At 71.9% G+C, this 18,201-nt stretch carries 16 protein-coding genes and 1 riboswitch; of the genes, 8 read left to right on the forward strand and 8 right to left on the reverse strand.

Translation table 11 applies throughout. From position 1 onward, the window contains the following. Positions 1–8: 8 nt before the first annotated feature. Together ACFZDA_RS05225 and ACFZDA_RS05230 are read right to left on the reverse strand one after the other, a co-directional pair. Positions 9–824, reverse strand: coding sequence for an SAM-dependent methyltransferase (locus ACFZDA_RS05225; protein WP_391075155.1), 816 nt, complete (start codon positions 822–824; stop codon positions 9–11). Positions 825–869: 45 nt separating this feature from the next. After that, positions 870–1,547 (reverse strand): phosphotransferase, encoded by a 678-nt coding sequence (locus ACFZDA_RS05230; protein WP_391075157.1) that lies wholly within the window; start codon positions 1,545–1,547, stop codon positions 870–872. Positions 1,548–1,643: 96 nt separating this feature from the next. Then, a riboswitch (cobalamin riboswitch) is annotated at positions 1,644–1,717 on the forward strand. A 130-nt stretch (positions 1,718–1,847) separates the two neighbouring features. On the opposite strand from ACFZDA_RS05230, the gene ACFZDA_RS05235 reads away from it, so the two are divergent. The 5 genes from ACFZDA_RS05235 to ACFZDA_RS05255 are packed head-to-tail and all read left to right on the forward strand — an operon-like array spanning position 1,848 to position 7,302. Then, positions 1,848–3,056 carry a prenyltransferase/squalene oxidase repeat-containing protein gene (locus ACFZDA_RS05235; RefSeq protein ID WP_391075160.1) on the forward strand — a complete coding sequence of 403 codons (1,209 nt, stop codon included), beginning with the start codon at positions 1,848–1,850 and terminating at the stop codon, positions 3,054–3,056. Beyond that, positions 3,053–3,682, forward strand: coding sequence for an SCO2322 family protein (locus tag ACFZDA_RS05240; RefSeq protein WP_391075163.1), 630 nt, complete (start codon positions 3,053–3,055; stop codon positions 3,680–3,682). The genes ACFZDA_RS05235 and ACFZDA_RS05240 overlap by 4 nt, the downstream gene beginning before the upstream one ends. Further along, positions 3,675–4,832, forward strand: a complete 1,158-nt coding sequence (locus ACFZDA_RS05245; protein WP_391075165.1) for a CbiQ family ECF transporter T component — start codon at positions 3,675–3,677, stop codon at positions 4,830–4,832. Before ACFZDA_RS05240 ends, ACFZDA_RS05245 begins: the two co-directional genes overlap by 8 nt. Beyond that, positions 4,829–6,466, forward strand: coding sequence for an ATP-binding cassette domain-containing protein (locus ACFZDA_RS05250; RefSeq protein WP_391075168.1), 1,638 nt, complete (start codon positions 4,829–4,831; stop codon positions 6,464–6,466). Before ACFZDA_RS05245 ends, ACFZDA_RS05250 begins: the two co-directional genes overlap by 4 nt. Beyond that, complete coding sequence (locus tag ACFZDA_RS05255; protein ID WP_391075171.1) at positions 6,463–7,302, forward strand: ECF transporter S component; 840 nt, start codon at positions 6,463–6,465, stop codon at positions 7,300–7,302. Before ACFZDA_RS05250 ends, ACFZDA_RS05255 begins: the two co-directional genes overlap by 4 nt. A 204-nt stretch (positions 7,303–7,506) precedes the next feature. On the opposite strand, the gene ACFZDA_RS05260 is transcribed toward ACFZDA_RS05255, so the two are convergent. Then, the gene (locus tag ACFZDA_RS05260; protein ID WP_391075174.1) at positions 7,507–8,427 is read right to left on the reverse strand and encodes an alpha/beta hydrolase family protein; all 921 of its coding nucleotides are present in this window, start codon (positions 8,425–8,427) and stop codon (positions 7,507–7,509) included. Positions 8,428–8,566: 139 nt separating this feature from the next. Between ACFZDA_RS05260 and ACFZDA_RS05265 the strand changes: the two genes are divergently transcribed. Next, positions 8,567–9,157 (forward strand): TetR family transcriptional regulator, encoded by a 591-nt coding sequence (locus ACFZDA_RS05265; protein ID WP_391075177.1) that lies wholly within the window; start codon positions 8,567–8,569, stop codon positions 9,155–9,157. Positions 9,158–9,160: 3 nt separating this feature from the next. Here ACFZDA_RS05265 and ACFZDA_RS05270 read toward each other — a convergent pair whose 3' ends face one another. After that, entirely contained in the window at positions 9,161–10,396 is a 1,236-nt protein-coding gene (locus ACFZDA_RS05270) for a cytochrome P450 (protein WP_391075180.1), read from the reverse strand. Between the two features lie 217 nt (positions 10,397–10,613). Between ACFZDA_RS05270 and ACFZDA_RS05275 the strand changes: the two genes are divergently transcribed. After that, positions 10,614–11,783 carry a steroid 3-ketoacyl-CoA thiolase gene (locus ACFZDA_RS05275; RefSeq protein ID WP_391075183.1) on the forward strand — a complete coding sequence of 390 codons (1,170 nt, stop codon included), beginning with the start codon at positions 10,614–10,616 and terminating at the stop codon, positions 11,781–11,783. Here the strand turns inward: ACFZDA_RS05275 and ACFZDA_RS05280 are convergent. Together ACFZDA_RS05280 and ACFZDA_RS05285 are read right to left on the reverse strand one after the other, a co-directional pair. Further along, a complete protein-coding gene (locus ACFZDA_RS05280; RefSeq protein WP_391075186.1) occupies positions 11,767–12,045 on the reverse strand; it encodes a DUF397 domain-containing protein in 279 nt (92 codons plus the stop codon). The two genes, ACFZDA_RS05275 and ACFZDA_RS05280, sit on opposite strands and share 17 nt — an antisense overlap. Next, a complete protein-coding gene (locus ACFZDA_RS05285) occupies positions 12,005–12,853 on the reverse strand; it encodes a Scr1 family TA system antitoxin-like transcriptional regulator (RefSeq protein WP_391075188.1) in 849 nt (282 codons plus the stop codon). The genes ACFZDA_RS05280 and ACFZDA_RS05285 overlap by 41 nt, the downstream gene beginning before the upstream one ends. 91 nt (positions 12,854–12,944) lie before the next feature. Between ACFZDA_RS05285 and ACFZDA_RS05290 the strand changes: the two genes are divergently transcribed. After that, entirely contained in the window at positions 12,945–13,367 is a 423-nt protein-coding gene (locus ACFZDA_RS05290) for an ATP-binding protein (RefSeq protein WP_391075190.1), read from the forward strand. A 32-nt stretch (positions 13,368–13,399) separates the two neighbouring features. Here the strand turns inward: ACFZDA_RS05290 and ACFZDA_RS05295 are convergent, their stop codons facing one another. Both ACFZDA_RS05295 and ACFZDA_RS05300 read right to left on the reverse strand, forming a co-directional pair. Continuing rightward, positions 13,400–15,505 carry a prolyl oligopeptidase family serine peptidase gene (locus tag ACFZDA_RS05295; protein WP_391075193.1) on the reverse strand — a complete coding sequence of 702 codons (2,106 nt, stop codon included), beginning with the start codon at positions 15,503–15,505 and terminating at the stop codon, positions 13,400–13,402. Between the two features lie 449 nt (positions 15,506–15,954). Beyond that, on the reverse strand, positions 15,955–18,003 hold the full coding sequence (locus ACFZDA_RS05300; protein ID WP_391075195.1) for a phosphatase PAP2 family protein: 2,049 nt from the start codon (positions 18,001–18,003) through the stop codon (positions 15,955–15,957). Between the last annotated feature and the right edge of the window lie 198 nt (positions 18,004–18,201).

Consider the following 18,201-nt stretch of genomic DNA (forward strand, 5'->3'; position numbering starts at 1 on the left):
GGCCGGGTTCAAATCTTGAGGGCGACGCCGCCGTACTGGTGCACCTCCGCCGGCAAATCCAGGGCCGCGGCGTCGGGGCGCCAGCGCGAGCAGGACGTCACGCCCGGTTCGAGCAGTTCCAGACCGTCGAAGTAGCGGGCGATCTGCTCGGGGCTGCGCAGGATGTAGGGGATCGAGCCGCCGTCGTTGTACTGCTCGATGGCCCGGACGTAGTCCTCGCTGGTGTCCGTGCTGTCGTACTGGACGAGGTAGCTGCCGGAGGGCAGGGCCTCCACCAGCTGCCGCACGATCGAGCGTGCCTCGTCGTGGTCCTCGATGTGGCCCAGGATGCCCATCAGCATGAGAGCGACGGGCCGGCCGAAGTCCAGCGTCTTGCCGGCTTCCCGGATGATCGTGCCCGGCTCGCGCAGGTCGGCGTCGACGTAGTTGGTGACGCCTTCCGGGGTGCTGGTGAGCAACGCGCGGGCGTGGGCCAGCACCAGCGGGTCGTTGTCGACGTAGACGATCCGGCTCTCCGGGGCCACCCCCTGGGCGATCTGATGGGTGTTGTCCACGTTGGGCAGCCCGGTGCCGATGTCCAGGAACTGGCGGATGCCCTCCTCGGCGGCGAGGTGGCGGACCGCGCGTGCGAGGAAGTAGCGGGCGGCGCGGGCCCCGGTCTCGATGCCCGGGAAGACCTCCCGGAACGCGTCACCGGCCACGCGGTCGACTTCGTAGTTGTCCTTCCCGCCGAGCCAGTAGTTCCAGATCCGGGCCGAGTGCGGCACGGACGTGTCGATCTTGGGAAGCGGCTCCTGCCCGGAGTTCCCCGCCTGATCACTCATGGACGCTCCTGCGTGTGGTCGTGGAGGCCCACGTTAGCTTGTCCGTCAGCGTGTTCGACCGTGGGCCAGGATCAACTCCTCTGCCTGGCCCAGCAGTTCGACTTCGTCCCGGCTCATGGACGGGTCGGCGGACCGGCGGCGCAGGGCCTCCGTCAGGGCGGGCCGGCCGAGGGGGGACGCGTCGGCGAGGAGGGCGGTCAGCATGGTGCCGGCCGGGCCGGCGAGATGGTCACCGGCGACGGCGGCCTGGGCGAGGATCACGGCCGACACGGCCCGGTCCAGGGCCGGGTCGCCCTCCTGCGTGTTCGACCAGTCGATGACGCGGGGGCCGTCGGGGGTCAGGATCACGTTCTCCGGGTGCAGATCCAGGTGCAGGACGCGGACGGCCGGGTCGGTGGAGCGCAGGGCGGGGAGGGTGTGGAGCCGGCGCAGCAGCCGGGCCAGGACAGAGCCCGCCTCCGCCGGGTCCAGCGTGCCCGCCAGGCAGGCCTGGAGCAGGGTCGGGCCGGAGAGCCGTTCCATCACCAGGTCGGTGCGCGAGCCGGTCGGGCGGACCCGGGGCACCGGGTAGCCGTGGGCGTGCACGTGCCGCATCACCTCGCCCTCGCCCGCCGCGTCGCCCCCGCCCTCCCGGTCACGCCGCAGCACCCACGCCTCGTCGAGCGCGTACACGTCGGCGCGGCGGCCCGAGCCGAGCAGCGGTCCCGGTGGTGGCATGGGCATGGGCCGAAGGTACTCCGGCCCCGGCACCGGCCCCCACACCCCTGAGCCCGTTGTGGACGTGCGGGTACAGTGGGCAGGTCGTCATCACACCCGTACAGGGGGAAGCCGGTGCAATTCCGGCGCTGACCCGCAACCGTGAACTGCCGCCCAGGCGGTGAGCCGGATCGCCCCGTACGGTTCGTGACCGGCTCACGTGCCCGGCGGAGCGCCGGTGCACGGCACCGTCGAGGTATACGGAGCCGAGCCGCCGGGGGTGCCCCGTGCTGCCCGGCTCCCCGCAGGGAGAGGCACCCGCCGATCATGAACGTCCGCAGCAGCGCCGCGGTCCTGGCCGCCGTCGCCGTGATCGGCGCCGCCACACCGGCCGCCGCCGCCCCGTCCCCTTCCCCGTCCCAGGCGCTTCCCTCCGCCCTGTACGGCGACAAGGACCCCCGGTACGACGGTGTCTGGCGCCAGTCCCTCGCCCTGCTCGCGCAGCACACCGTGGGGGTGAAGCCCGCGGAGAAGTCCGTGGAGTGGCTGGTGCGCCAGCAGTGCGCGAACGGTTCCTTCGCCCCGTACCGCGCCGACCCCACCGCCGCGTGCGACGCCAAGACCCCGGTCGACACGAACCAGACGGCCGCCGCGATACAGGCCCTCACCGCCCTCGGCGGGCACGACGCCGTCACCGGCAAAGCCGTCGCCTGGCTGAAGTCCGTCCAGAACAAGGACGGCGGCTGGGGCTACACGCCCGGCGGCGCCAGCGACACCAACTCCACCTCCGTCGTCATCGGCGCGCTGACCGCCGCCGGCGAGAAGCCGCAACAGGTCGACAAGGGCGGCAAGTCGCCCTACGACGCGCTGCTGGCACTCGCCCTCGGCTGTGACGGCGACGACGCGGGCGCCTTCGCGTTCCAGCCGGACAAGAAGGGCCGGCTGGCCGCCAACGCCGACGCCACGGCGGCGGGCGTGCTGGGCGCACTGGGCCATGGCATGGTGGTGAAGCCCGGCGCGAAGACCGAGGCCGCCGGGGGACAGGCCTGCGAGGACGACAAGACGCCGGAGCAGGCCGCGGCCAACGCAGCCGCCTACCTCACCAAGGCCCTCGTCAAGGACGGCCACCTCACCTCGCCCACCCCCGGCTCGGACCCCCAGCCCGACCACGGCAACACCGCCGACGCGGTCGTCGCACTCGCCGCGCACGGCGACACCGGACAGGCGGGCAAGTCCCTGCGCTGGCTGGAGAAGAACTCCGCGCCCTGGGCCGCCCAGAACGGCCCCGCCGCCTACGCCCAGCTGATCTTCGCCGCCCACGCCACCGGCACGAACCCGCGCGACTTCGGCGGCACCGACCTGGTGAAGCGGCTGAACGCGACCGGCCCGGCCCCGCAGACCGCCGGAAAGACCCAGGCAGCGGGCGAGAAGGGCGACTCGGACGTCTTCGGCGTCTGGTGGTACGTCGGGGTCTGCCTCGTCGCCGGCGTCGGCATCGGCTTCCTCTTCAGCGGCCGCCGGAGGAAGCAGCCGTGATCCGCCGGGCCGTCATCCTCCTCCTGGCCTCGCTCGTGCTGTGCGTGGGAGCGGGCCCGGCCCAGGCCGCGGGCTACCGGTACTGGTCGTTCTGGGACCGCGACGGCGACCGCTGGGTCTACGCCACCCAGGGCCCGTCGACGGCCCGCCCCTCGGACGGCGACGTCCAGGGCTTCCGCTTCTCGGTGAGCGAGGACTCCGGGGACGCGGCCCGGCCGCGCGGCGAGGCCGATTTCAAGACGATCTGCGCCACGACGCCCGCGCGGGACGGCAAGAAGCGGGTGGCTCTGCTCCTCGACTTCGGCACGAAGGCGGACGCCCCGCCCGGCGAGACCCCGCCCGCTCCCCGGACGGCCTGCGCCCAGGTCTCTCCCGACGCGACCACGGCGCAGGCCCTGGCAGCAGTGGCCAAGCCGCTGCGCTACGACACGGGCGCCCTCCTGTGCGCCATCTCGGGTTATCCGGGCAAGGGGTGCGGAGAGCAGATCTCCAAGCAGCGGCAGAAGCCGGCCGCGGAGAAGAAGAACACCTCGGGGGGCGGTCCGTCCCTGGGCCTGGTGGCGGGAATCGCCGTGGTGGCGGTACTGGGCGCGGCAGCAATCCGGCAGGTACGCCGACGTGCGTAGGACGACGCCCCGGCCTGCGGACAGTCGTGCCGCTGGGGCGGCGCCCGTCCCGGAGAGCGGCACCCCGCACCGCCGGGCTGCGCAGCCCACCGCCCTCCACCCCGGCGCCTGGTGGCTCTGGTCCCTCTCCCTCGGCACCGCGGCGACCCGCACCACCAACCCCCTCCTCCTCACCCTCCTCATCACGGTCTCCGCCTACGTCGTGGCCACCCGCCGCCCCGACACCCCCTGGTCCCGCTCCTACGGCGCGTTCGTCAAACTCGCCCTCGCCGTGCTGCTCGTCCGCCTGCTCTTCGCGACGATCCTCGGCTCCCCCATCCCCGGCACGCACCCCCTCCTCACCCTCCCCGAAGTCGGCCTCCCCGCCTGGGCCCAGGGCATCCGCCTCGGTGGCGAGGTCACCGCCGAAGCCCTCACCTTCGCCCTGTACGACGGCCTGAAACTGGCCACCCTGCTCATCTGCGTCGGCGCCGCGAACGCCCTCGCGAACCCCTCACGCCTCCTCAAGTCCCTCCCCGGCGCCCTCTACGAGATGGGCGTCGCGGTCGTCGTGGCCCTGACCTTCGCGCCCAGCCTCATCGCCGACGTCCAGCGCCTGCGCGCCGCCCGCCGCCTGCGCGGCCGCCCGGACAAGGGCCTCAGGGGCCTGCTGCAGGTGGGCCTGCCGGTCCTGGAGGGCGCGCTGGAGCGCTCGGTGTCGCTGGCCGCCGCGATGGACGCCCGCGGCTACGGCCGTACCGCCGAGGTCCCCGCCGCCGTCCGCCGTACCACCGCCGCCCTCACCCTCGGCGGCCTGCTCGGCGTGTGCGCCGGAACGTACGGTCTGCTCACCGCCGAGGGCGCCACCTACGGAGTCCCGGTCCTCCTCACCGGCCTCGCCGCCGCCCTCGCGGGTCTCCGGCTCGGCGGACGCCGGTCGTTGCGGACCCGGTACCGCCCCGACCGCTGGGACGTGCGCGCCTGGCTGGTCGTCGCCTCCGGTGTGGCTGTCGCCGCGCTGCTCACGCTCGCCGCGAGTCGCGACCCGGCGGCCCTGCACCCCGGGGTGGTACCGCTCATGGCCCCCACTCTCCCCCTCTGGCCCGCGGCGGCGATCCTCCTCGGCCTGCTGCCCGCCTTCGTCGCCCCCGATCCCAAGGAGCCGTCGTGATCCGCTTCGAGGATGTGTCCGTGACGTACGACGGTGCCGCCGAACCCACCGTCCAGGGCGTCGACTTCGAGGTCCCGGAGGGTGAACTCGTCCTCCTGGCCGGCCCGTCCGGTGCCGGCAAGTCCACCGTCCTGGGCGCGGTCAGCGGGCTCGTCCCGCACTTCACCGGCGGCACCCTGCGCGGCAGGGTCACGGTCGCCGGCCGCGACACCCGCACCCACAAGCCGCGCGAACTCGCCGACGTCGTCGGCACGGTGGGCCAGGACCCGCTCTCCCACTTCGTCACCGACACCGTCGAGGACGAACTCGCCTACGGCATGGAGTCGCTGGGCCTCGCCCCGGACGTGATGCGGCGCCGGGTCGAGGAGACCCTCGACCTGCTCGGCCTGGCCGACCTGCGCCACCGCCCGATCGCCACGCTCTCCGGCGGCCAGCGGCAGCGTGTCGCGATCGGCTCGGTCCTCACCCCGCACCCGAGCGTCCTCGTCCTGGACGAGCCGACCTCCGCGCTCGACCCGGCCGCCGCCGAGGAGGTCCTGGCCGTCCTCCAGCGCCTCGTGCACGACCTCGGCACGACGGTCCTCCTGGCCGAACACCGCCTGGAACGCGTCATCCAGTACGCCGACCGGATCGCCCTCCTGCCCGCCCCGGGCACGCCTCCGATCCTGGGCACCCCGGCCGAGGTGATGGCCGTGTCCCCGGTCTACCCACCGGTGGTGGCCCTGGGCCGCCTGGCGGATTGGAACCCCCTGCCGATGACCGTCCGCGACGCCCGCCGCCGGGCATCGGAGCTACGCCGGCGACTTGAGGGGCGGGAGGGCATCGCCCCCCAGGGGCGCGGGGAACCGCGCGACCAGCCCCCCACGAGCCGCACAGCCGAAGTACGAGCCCTCTGCGTCACCCGCGCCCGCATCCAAGCCCTCCGCCACATCGACCTCACCATCACCCCCGGCGAAACAATCGCCCTCATGGGCCGCAACGGCGCCGGAAAGTCCACCCTCCTCAACTCCCTGGTCGGCCTGGTCACCCCCAGCTCGGGAACCGTCCGGCTCGGCGAAGCCGTCCCTCACCGCACACGCCCCAAGGACCTCGTCCGCACAGTCGGCCTCGTCCCCCAGGAGCCCCGAGACCTGCTCTACGCCGACACCGTCGCCGCCGAGTGCACGGCAGCCGACCAGGACGCGGACGCAACCCCCGGCACCTGCCGGGCCCTGGTCACCGAGCTGCTCCCCGGCGTCACCGACGCCACCCACCCCCGGGACCTCTCGGAGGGGCAGCGGCTCGCCCTCGCCCTGGCCGTCGTGCTCACCGCCCGGCCCCCGTTGCTCCTGCTCGACGAGCCGACCCGCGGCCTGGACTACGCGGCGAAGGCCCGCCTGGTCGCGGTGCTGCGCACCCTGGCCGCCGAGGGGCACGCCATCGTGCTGGCCACGCACGACGTGGAACTGGCGGCCGAGATCGCCCACCGGGTCGTCCTGCTGGCCGACGGCGAGGTGATCGCCGACGGCCCGACGGCGGACGTCGTGGTCTCCTCCCCCTCCTTCGCCCCGCAGGTCACCAAGATCCTGGCCCCGCAGCACTGGCTCACGGTCTCCCAGGTCCGCGCGGCGCTCCAGCCCGGGACCGACGCGTGAACACTCGGCGCCAGGCCCGGGCCGTCCGCCTCGGCCCCCGCTCCGGCACCGCCCTGGCCCTCGTCAGCGCGGTCGGCGTCATCGCCTTCGGCTGGCCGTTCCTGACCCCGCCCACCTCGCGCCTCAGCGCGCACGCCCAGGACGCGCCCTGGCTCTTCGCGGGCCTGCTGGTGCTGCTCGTGGCGGTGGTGGCCGCGGCGATCTCGGAGTCCGGTCTCGGCCCGAAGGCGGTCGCGATGCTCGGCGTGCTCGCCGCGACGGGGGCGGCCCTGCGGCCGATCGGCGCCGGTACGGCCGGTATCGAGCCGATGTTCTTCCTGATGGTGCTGAGCGGGCGGGTCCTCGGCCCGGGATTCGGGTTCGTCCTCGGCTCGGTGACGATGTTCGCGTCGGCGCTGCTCACGGGCGGGGTGGGCCCGTGGCTGCCGTTCCAGATGCTGGCGATGGGCTGGTTCGCGATGGGCGCGGGCCTGCTGCCGGGCCCGGACCGGCTGCGCGGCCGGGGGGAGATCGTGATGCTCGCGGCCTACGGCTTCCTCGCCGCCTTCGCCTACGGCACGGTCATGAACCTGGCCGGCTGGCCCTTCATGAGCGCCCTCGCCTCGGGCGTCGGCTTCGACCCGCACGCGGCGGTCGCCGCCAACCTGGCCCGTTTCCTCGCGTACTGCCTGGCCACCTCGCTGGGCTGGGACCTGGGCCGGGCCGTCGTCACGGTCGTCCTGACCCTCACGCTCGGCCCCGCCCTCCTGCGGGCGCTGCGCCGCGCCACCCGCCGCGCGGCCTTCGAGACGCCGGTCACGTTCGACACGCCCCGGGGGGTGAAGCCCCCCACATGACCCCCGTCACCTACGAAGCGGGGCCGTAGGGACAGCCCCCGGTCACCCGCCAGACCTTCCGCGCACATGCGGCCACCCCTAGTAAGCCGGTTCCTTGCAGGCATCCGGCCCGCCTGTTTCGCTGGCCGAGCCCACCCCCGAAAAAAGCCGCACCCCCGAGACCGAAGGCGGCGGCCCCCTGATCCCCGGGGCCGTCGCCTTCGCCTACTTGCTCTGGAGCTTCCCCAGCGGCTCGGGGTCCTCCTCCAGCGCGACGGCCGCCGCCTTCCAGCCGGTGTCCCCGGGGTAGAGGGCGCTGCGCAGATAGGCGGTGGTGAGGCGCTGGAGCAGCGCGACGCGTGCGGGGCTCTCGTCGGTCGTCTCCGCCACCTCGTAGCCGGGGATGCCCCCGAGCGAGTGCTCCGCCCCGAACAGCGTGAGCAGGCTCTTGTTTCCCGGGCTGTAGGTGTAGGGGTCGGTGAACCAGTCCGGTCCGCGCGTGGTCAGCGCGGAGTCGTCGTGGTCCCCGGCGACGATGAGCGCCGGTGTGGTCATGCTGGCGAAGGACGGCCGCATGAAGGGCAGGTGCTCGACGGCGAACGGGGTCAGGTCGTCGCCCAGGCCGGCCATGGCGAGCAGCACGCCCGCCTTGACGCGGGGGTCGGACATGTCCTCGCCGGGGACACCGCCGGAGTCGAGGACGCGGGCGCCCAGGAGCGTGCTCGCCGTCTGGGCTCCCCAGGAGTGGCCGGCCACGGCGACACGGTCGTGGTCGAGGCGGCCAGCGAGGCCCGGCACGGAGGCTTCGAGGACGTCGAGTCCGTCCAGCACCCGCGTGAGGTCCTCGATGCGCAGGCGCCAGATCCGGGGCGTGCGGGGGTCCTCGGGAGGCAGGCCCAGCGTCCTGGAGTCCAGGTGGGTGGGCTGCACCACCACGAAGCCCTGGGCGGCCCAGTGGTCCGCCAGCGGGGCGTAGCCGTTCATCGACCAGCCGAAGCCGTGCGAGAAGACGACGACGGGCAGATCGCCGCCGGTCGCGGGGGCGGACACGCGGACCTGGAGGTCCTCACCGCGACCCGGGGCGGGCAGGACCACCGGCTTCGCGGAGATCACCATGGTCGCGTCGGACAGGGAAGCGCCGGGCATGGGAGTGCCTTCCGGTCAGGTCTGTCATCATGAATGAAAACGGAACGCCGTTCCGATTACGCCCCTCACGATACGGAACACGGTTCCGTTTTACAACCGCACGCACCACCCGCACGCAACCGCACGGAAGGAAGCCACGGTGAACGACAGCGGCCAGAGCGCCGGAAGCTCAGCCCGGTCCCAGCGCAAGGACGCCCGGCGCAACCAGCAGAGCCTGCTGGACGCGGCCGCCGAGGTCTTCGTCAGCTCGGGCGTGGACGCGCCGGTGCGCGACATCGCGGCCAAGGCCGGCGTCGGGGTGGGCACGATCTACCGCCACTTCCCCACCCGGGCGGACCTGGTCATCGCCGTCTACCGCCACCAGGTGGACGCGTGCGCCGAAGCCGGCCCGGCCCTGCTGGCGGCCGGCCCGACGCCCCATGCCGCCCTGGTGCGGTGGGTCGATCTCTTCGTCGACTTCCTGGTGACCAAGCACGGCCTGGCCACCGCGCTGCAGGGGGACAGCACCTGCTTCGGGCCGCTGCACACCTACTTCCTCGACCGTCTCCTGCCGGTGTGCACCCAACTGCTCGAAGCCGCCGCCGAGTCCGGCGAGATCCGCTCCGACCTCGACGCCTACGCGTTCCTGCGCGGCATCGGAAACCTCTGCGCAGGCGCGGACAGCGACCCCCGCTACGACGCACGCCGACTGGTCGCGCTCCTCGTCGCGGGACTACGCCAACCGCACTGACCGCTACGGGGCCTGAACCCGGAGTTCCTTCACCCCGTTGATCCACGCGGACCTCAACCGGCGTGGATCCTCGACCAGCCGGAGTCCCGGCATGGCGTCGGCGACGGCGTTGAAGATGAGGTCGATCTCCAGCACGGCGAGCGACTTGCCCAGGCAGTAGTGCGGGCCGCCGCCGCCGAAACCGAGGTGGGGGTTGGGATCGCGGGTGATGTCGAAGGCGTCCGGCTCGTCGAAGGCCTCGGGGTCGTGGTTGGCGGAGGCGTAGAACAGCCCCACCCGGTCGCCCTTGCGGATCCGTTTGCCGCCCAGTTCGGTGTCCTGTGTGGCGGTGCGCTGGAAGGCGGCGACCGGGGTCGCCCAGCGCACGATCTCCTCCGCCGTCGTCGACGGCCGCTGCCCCTTGTACAGCTCCCACTGCTCGGGGTGGGTGAGGAAGGCGTGCATGCCGTGGGTGATGGCGTTGCGGGTGGTCTCGTTCCCGGCGACGGCCAGCATCAGCACGAAGAAGCCGAACTCGTCGGAGTTGAGGTTGCCCTCGTTCTCCGCCGCGACGAGTTGCGTGACGATGTCGTGGGCGGGGCACTGCTTGCGGTCGGCGGCCATGTTCATGGCGTAGGCGATGATCTCCGTGGCCGACTCGGCGCCGACCTCCTCGGTGATGGCGTACTCGGGATCGTCGTACGCGATCATCTTGTTGGACCAGTCGAAGATCTTGTCCCGGTCCTCCTGCGGTACACCCATCAGCTCGGCTATCGCCTGGAGGGGCAGTTCGCAGGCGACCTGGGTGACGAAGTCGAACGGGCCGGTGTGGGCGCGGGCGTTCGCCACGATCGCCCGGGCGCGGGCCCGCAGCCGCTCCTCCAGCGCCCGGATCGCCCGGGGCGTGAACCCGCGCTGCACGATCTGCCGTACCCGGGTGTGCTCGGGCGGGTCCATGTTCAGCAGGATGAACCGCTGCGCGTCGATGGCGTCGCGCTGGATGTGCTCGTTGAAGCGGATGATCGCCGTGTTGAGGTACGACGAGAACAACTCCGGGTGCGTGGAGACGTACTTGACGTCGGCATGCCGGGTGACCGCCCAGTAACCCCCGTCCTGGAAACCGGCGAGACCCGCCGGCTGCGGCACCCAGCAGACCGGCTCCACCCGGCGCAGCTCGGCGAACTCCGGCAGGGGCACGCGGCTGTGCAGCAGGTCGGGGTCGGTGAAGTCGAACCCGTCGGGCAGCGCGGGACAGGACATGGGCGGCTCCCACCACTCGTACCGACTCTGATTCTGACGGCCCATCAGCTGTGCGGAGTTGCGGTGACGGTAGTAACGGGTTCTACAAGTAGCAAGAGGCACGGACCCCTCAATTGCCCGCACGCCCCTTGCGGTGAGCATGTGACCCTCAGCACACTGCAGGCAGAACTAGAACGCGTACTAGTTCCGCGTAGCCTCCCGGAGAGGACCCGCACCCATGGCTGCCGAACCCGTGATCGTCGAAGCCGTACGCACCCCCATCGGCAAGCGCGGCGGCGCGCTCGCCAACCTGCACCCCGCCTACCTCCTGGGCGAGACGTACCGCGAACTCCTCGGCCGCACCGGCATCCCGGCGGACTGCGTCGAGCAGATCGTCGGCGGTACGGTCACCCACGCCGGCGAGCAGTCCATGAACCCCGCGCGCACGGCCTGGCTCACGATGGGGCTCCCCTACGAGACGGCCGCGACGACCGTGGACGCGCAGTGCGGGTCCTCCCAGCAGGCCTCCCACATGCTGGCCAACATGGTCGCCACGGGCGTGATCGATGTCGGCATCTCCTGCGGGGTGGAGTCGATGTCCCGGGTGCCGCTCGGCTCGGGCTCCAAGCACGGGCCGGGCAAGCCGTTCCCCGACGAGTGGAACGTCGACCTGCCGAACCAGTTCGAGGCCGCCGAGCGCATCGCCCGCCACCGCGACCTGACCCGCGAGGACGTCGACGCCCTGGGCCTCACCTCCCAGGAGCGGGCCGCCCACGCCTGGGCGGAGGAACGCTTCAAACGGGAGACGTTCGCGGTCCAGGTCCCGACGACGGAGGAGGAGCAGTACGCCGGGCAGGGCATGTGGCGCCTGGTCGACAAGGACGAAGGTCTGCGCGACACGACGGCGGAAGGACTGGCCGCGCTGAAGCCGATCATGCCGACGGCCGTCCATACGGCGGGCAACTCGTCTCAGATCTCCGACGGGGCGGCGGCGATCATGTGGGCGTCGAAGAGGATGGCTCGCGCCCTGAAGCTGCGGCCCCGGGCCAGGATCGTGGCCCAGGCCCTGGTGGGCGCCGACCCCCACTTCCACCTCGACGGCCCGATCGACGCGACCAGGGCCGTGCTGGGCAAGGCCGGGATGTCCCTGAAGGACATCGACCTCGTGGAGATCAACGAGGCGTTCGCGTCGGTCGTACTGAGCTGGGCGCGGGTCTTCGAGCAGGACCTGGAGAAGGTGAACGTGAACGGCGGCGCGATCGCGCTCGGGCACCCAGTGGGGGCCACCGGGGCCCGGCTCATCACGACGGCACTTCATGAACTGGAGCGCGCGGACAAGGAGTTCGCGCTGATCACGATGTGCGCGGGCGGCGGTTTGGCCACCGGCACGATCATTCAGCGGTTGTAGTCGTCCAGTTGATGAACGTGGTGAACGTGGCGGGGTCGAGCGTGAGGATCGGTCCCGCCGGGTTCTTTGAGTCGCGTATGGCGATGGTGGCGTGGGGGGTTTCGGCGACTTCGAGGCACTGACCGCCCTGGTCGCCGCTGTGCGTGGACGCACGCCAGGCCAGCACGCCGATGGGAGCGCATTCGACGCACTGGCCGCCCTGGTCACTGCTGTACGACGACTTACGCCACTGGATCCCCGCCGGAATCGCCTTGCTTGCCATAGCGTTCCTCCATCACGCGCCGGATGAGCTTCGCCGAGTCCTTGAGGGAGAGCGCGGCAGCTCGGAGATGATCGTAACGGAGCGAGCAGTCCTTGACGGCGTCCGGATTGGCAGTCGGATGCCCACTGCCGTAGCTCTCCGTGTAGACGATGGTGGGGTCGCTCGCAAAGTGGTAGAGGTCGAATGAGCCTGTCAGTCCTGCGTGAGCACCGGCCGAGAACGGCAGCACCTGGATGTTGATGAGGGGGTTGCCCTCGAACGACAACAGATGGGCAAGTTGCTCCCGCATCACCGCCGGGCCACCGATCTCCAAGTACAGCGCGGCCTCGCTGAGGACCGCCCAGAAGACCGGCGGATCCCCCTTCTCGAAGACGCGTTGACGAGCCAGACGGACTGCCGTGCGGTCTTCGAGGTCGGTCCTGTCGAGCGCGCCGAGCACAGCCTGCGCGTAGCCCTGGGTCTGAAGCAGCCCGAGGATCATGTGCGTCTGGAAGGAGCAGATCTCGGTGGCCCGCATCTCCAGCTCGGCCACCTGCTGGAACCAGGCCGGGAGCCGACTCCGCAGCACCAGTTCCACCAGCCGGGAGAACATACCGTCCGTGCCCAGCGCCGCATCCACCCGTTCACTGAACTCCGGCGTCGGCACCTTCCGTGCTGTCTCGATCTGACCCACCAACGAGCCTGTGTAGTTGAGGATTCCTCCGAGCTGCTTCAGCGTCAGTCCCGCCGCCTCCCTGTGCCTGCGCAGCTCGTAGCCGTAGTAATCGAGCGGAGAAGCACCCGGGTCAAGGGCGTTGATGTTGGTCACGCAGAGCCCCTCTCACGCAACTCGGTCCACCACGGGACCGGTTGTATCCGTTCCGTAGCCCAGCGTAGTCACGGCACGTCAACATCGTCCCGTGAACGAATACATTCCCGCCCAGTACTCGATGCGCCTCACCGTCGGTGAACACGCCCCCCGCCACGTCCGCCGTATCGTCCGCTCCTTCCTCGAAGAGTGGCGCATGCCCGAGCTGTCGGACGCCGTCGAGCTGGGCGTGACGGAGCTGCTGGCGAACGTCGTCCAGCACGTCCCGGACCGCCGCTGCGCGCTGCTGTTGCTGCGGCAGCCGGGCGGGGTACGGGTCGAGGTGACGGACGGCAGTGATGAACTGCCGCTCTCCCCGGCGCACCTGGATCCGGAGGCGGAGGGCGGCCGGGGGCTGCTCCTGCTCGACGCGATGGCCGACAAGTGGGGCGTGTCGCCGTGGCACGGGGGCGGGAAGACGGTGTGGTTCGAATGCGGGGCCGAGTCCGTCACTCTGGGGGTCGCCCGTTCGTGAGCGTGCTGCGAAGTGTGTCCGCCCCGGCCGGGTCACATCCCAGCAAGGCCTGGCTGGAGTCCGGTGTGGGTGGCGCAGAAGGCGAGGGCGTCGGCTTCCATCTCGATACTGCGGGAGGCGGCGCGGGGGCCGTGGCCGACGCCGTCCTCGCAGCGCAGTACGACGGGTTTGCCTGCGGTGGCGTGTTGCAGGGCGGCGGTGAACTTGCGGGTGTGTGCGGCGCCGACGCGAGGATCGGTGCGGGCGGTGACCATCAGCACCGCGGGATAGCGGGTGCCGGGCCGCACGCGGTGGTACGGCGAGTAGCCGAGCAGGACGTCCAGGTGGTCCGGGTTGCCGGGGTCGCCGAACTCGTTGAGCCACCACTGGCCCATGCCCAGGCGGGGGTAGCGGACCATGTCGGTCGGGGCGCCCGAGCAGACGGCCGCGGCGTAGAGGCCGGGGTCACGGGTGATCGCGGCGGCGACCATGAGGCCGCTGTGCGAGGAGCCTTTGACGGCCAGTTGGTCGCGGGCGGTGATGCCTTCCGCGATCAGCCATCGGGCGGCGGCGGCGTAGTCGGCGAACGCGGTGGGCTTGTTCATTCCGCTGCCGGCCCGGTGCCAGGTGGTGCCCAGTTCCCCGCCGCCGCGTACCCCGGCGATGGCGTAGACGCCGCCGGCGGCGACCCAGGCCAGGATGGTGGCGGAATAGGCCGGGGCAGCTGTGGCGCCGAAACCGCCGTAGGCGGTCAGCAGGGTCGGTCGCGGCCCGGGGCCGCAGCCGGCGGGGGTGATGAGGAACAGCGGCACGTCGGTGCCGTCCTCGGACGGGTAGCTCAGCTGCCGCACCACCGCCTGAGGCCGCTTGTGCGAGGGGTCCGCGGCTGAGGAGGGGGAAACGGCTGGGTCGCTGTCGGCAACCGGGACGTCGGGATGGCACCGCTGGTCGTGCAGGCTGAAGCGGTGGACCGTCGGGGCGGTGACGAAGTCGCCGTAGATGAACCATGCCTGGTCCGCCTCACCGGGCGGCGCGGTGAGCCTGGTGACCGTGCCGCAGCCGGTCCCCGGGGTGTCGACCTCGGCCAGCAGACGCCCGGTGCTGTCGTGCAGCGACAAACCGGCCACGCCTCGGCGCGCGGAGCTGACCAGGAAGCGCGGCGAACCGGTGCCCGGCTCGACCAGTGCGACGCATGACGAGAGCAGCGTGTCCTGATCCGGAGTGATCAGCGGCGTCCACGCCGAGGCGTTCGGGCTGTCGGGAACGATCCGGCATATCTTTCCACCGGGCGCCCCATCGGTGGTGATCGCGTACAGCAGGCCGCGAGGGCCGAATTTGACCAGCGCCTGCACGCCCGTGGCCGTGCCGTCGTGCACCCGCCGCAGAGTGGGGGCGTGGGTGGGCGTGGCGGTCAGGTCGGCCAGGTAGACCTGGTTGCCGCACTGCGCGCCCGGGGCGCAGCTGACCATCAGCCAGTGCCCGTCCGCGCTGGTCGACACCGACAGCTGCCGGTTCTCGGTGGCGAAGACCACCGGGTCCTCGCCCGGATCCTGAGGGGTGTCGAGCAGTCGCAGCCGCACCTGCCGGTCACCGTTGGCGGGGCAGGTCACGTAATAGAAGCCGGCGTCGCCGGGCAGCCACGCCACCGGGGTGCCGCGTCCCGGACGCACCGGGGGGCCGAACCGGTGACCATCGGCTACGTCCACCACGTTCAGTTCGGGCCTCTCGCTGCCGTGGGACGAGACCTGGAAGGCCAGCAACCTGCCCGACCACGACGGCCGCCAGGCGTCCAGCGTCGTACGTCCCGACGGGTCCAGCACGGACGGATCAACCACCACTCGCTCGCCCTGCCCGGCCGTGGCGGCCACCAGCACGGGATGCTCCTGCCCCGCACCGCCCCTCAGGAAGAACCGGCGCCGGCCCCGCCACACCGGCGGCGACACCGCGGATACCGCCTGGCTGCCCGCGTCCACAAAGTGCCGCAGCAGCTTCCGGAACACCGGCCGTGTCCCCCACCCGTCCGCCTGCTCCGCCAGCCACCGCTCCTGGTCGGCCAGCCATTCCTTGCACCCAGCGTCCTCATCGTCCTCCAGCCACCGGTAGGGGTCCTCCATCCGGCGGCCGTGCACCTCGTCCACCACCACATCACGCCTGGTCAACGGCTGTGCTCCCATGGACGGCACCCCTTTCGACACGATGTGCGGCGACCCCCGGGGGGCCGCCGCACAAAGGTTCGGGTCAGTCGTTGTCGCCCGCGGAGAGGGCGAGCTGCCAGTCGGCGAGTACCGCCACTTCATCCGCCGGGAGCGGGAGGAACGGGATGATGAGGTTGAGGATGGGGAGCTCACTCATGACAGTGTTCCTTTCGTGGGCATTCATCCGTTGTGTCATGCCGAGTGCCCGCCCTCCCCGCCGGAAGGCTGCTCCATTGGAGTGAAGCGACCATCAGGGCACGCGACGATGAGGAATCACCGGCAAAAGTGGCTGAACGCGCACGCCGAAGGAGGCTGTTGCGGGGCGAAAATGGCGAGTTGCACGCGCCAAGTAATCGAGCCTGTGTTACCCGTGCACCTACACCGCTGACATCGGCCGGCACGACGAGCCGGACTCACCTGTGTACGGGTTTTCGGGTCGGTGTGCGTTCATGCTCGGCCGCCGCGGCGGCGGCCCGGGGGCCGGACAGCAGATAGGTGAGGGCGAAGCCCACCCCGACCACCACCGCTCCCCCGGCCGCGTCCAGCACCCAGTGGTTCCCGGTCGCGATGATCGAGGACGCGGTGAGCAGCGGGTGCAGCGCCCCCAGCGCCTTGATCCACCAGCGGCGTGCCAGGACGGCGATGACGAGGCCGCACCACAGCGACCAGCCGAAGTGCAGGGACGGCATCGCCGCGTACTGGTTGGTCAGGGACGTGAGCGTGCCGTAGTCGGGCCGGGAGAAGTCCTGGACGCCGTGGACGGTGTCGATGAAGCCGAGCGTCGGCATCAGCCGGGGCGGGGCCAGCGGGTAGAGCCAGAAGCCGACCAGGGCGAGCAGGGTGGCGAAGCCCAGGGCGGAGCGGGCCCAGCGGTAGTCGGCCGGGCGACGCCAGTACAGGACGGCGAGGACGGTCAGCGGGACGATGAAGTGCAGCGACGTGTAGTAGAAGTCGAAGAAGTCCCGCAGCCGGCCGACCGTGACGACGGTGTGGTTGGCCCAGCGCTCGATGTCGATGCGCAGGGCGCGCTCCAGGCCGAGGACCTGCCGGCCGTTCTCCTCGGCCTCGGTCCGGCCCGCCGAGTTGCTGCCGCCGGTCGCGGCGAGCCGGACCCGGGCGTAGGCGGCGTAGGTGACCCGGATGAGGAGGAGTTCCAGGAGGAGGTTCGGCCTGGTGAGGACCCGGCGCAGGAGGGGCACGAGCGGGACGTGCCGGAAGCGGGCCGGGACGGCGGGGGCGTACTCGGGCGGGAGCGGCGCCCGGTAGTGCGGGGAGGTGCGGGAGAGGAACGGCACGGCCGTGGCGGCGGCGAGGGCGGCGAGCAGGACGAGGTTGGTGCGCAGCGGGTCCAGCGCCCGCATGTCCGGCAGCAGCATGCTGGTCGGCAGGGTCATGATCAGGATGACGGTGACGGGCCAGACGTACCGGTCGCCGGCGCGTCTGCCGGCCCGGCCGACGACCGCGAGCAGCACCCACAGCAGCTGGTGCTGCCAGGCCGTGGGCGAGACGACGATCACGGCGCAGCCGGTGACCGCGACGGCGAGGAGGAGCTGGCCGTCGTCGACGTAGCGCACGGCGCGGCGCAGGGCCAGGACGGCGACGGCCGCGCCGAGCGTCAGGTAGAGCGCGATCTCCAGGGGCCCGGTCAGCCCGAGCCGGAGCAGGGCGCCGTGCAGGGACTGGTTGGCGAGGTCCTCGGCCGGGCCGCCGAGGCCGACGCCCGCCAGGTGGTGGACCCAGTAGCGGTGGGAGTCGTGCGGCATCGCCGCCCAGGCCAGTGCGGTGCAGGCGGCGAAGGTGCCGCCGGCGCGGAGCGCGGCGCGTCTGCGGCCGGTGCACCACAGCAGGGGCGTGAAGAGCAGCAGGGTGGGCTGGAGCGCCGCCGCGACGCCGATGAGCAGGCCGCTGGTCCGCTGGCCGCGGGCGGTGAAGCAGCCCAGCAGGACGAGCAGGACCGGGATGATGCTGGTCTGGCCGAGCCACAGCGTGTTGCGGACCGGCAGGGACAGCATGAGCAGGGCGATGGCGACCGGGGCGGCCAGCAGGGCGGTGCGGCGGCCGACGGGCTGGGGCAGGGCGCGGGCGGCGATCAGGCCGAGGGCGACGACCAGCAGCAGCGTGCCGAAGGTCCAGCCCCAGCCGAGGGCCTGTTCGGCCGCGCGGGTGAAGGGCTTGAGGACGAGGCCGTTGAAGGGGGTGCCGGTGAAACGGGTCGAGTCGTAGAGCGCGCCCTTCACGTGCAGGACGCCGTTGGGCCCGACCCAGGTCTCCAGATCCGTCAGCCGCTCGCCGCGCGGGGTGGAGAGAACGACGCTCACCTGCCGTGCGGCGAGGCCGGCGACGATCAGCCACAGCCCGAGACAGGCCATGCGCAGGGGTGTGCGGGTGGGTGTGCGGGTCCTGCCGACGGCTGTCGCTCCGAGGGCTTCCGCCGGTCGTCCGCTGCGCTCCGCGTTCGCCACGCCTCGTCGACCCTCTACCCGGTATGTCCACCTTCGTCCGGTTGACGATACTGCGCGTGGCGTGCGGTTGCCTCTCGTGACGCGAGAAGGATCACATCAAGATCTCGCGGGAACCGCTCCCAGCCGGGCATACGTGCCTGCGTAGCCGCTGTTTAGATGCACCCTGCAACGAAGGGCGTACCGCCCGTAAAGGGCTTT

The organism is Streptomyces sp. NPDC007991, assembly GCF_042958445.1.
GTDB lineage: Bacteria > Actinomycetota > Actinomycetes > Streptomycetales > Streptomycetaceae > Streptomyces.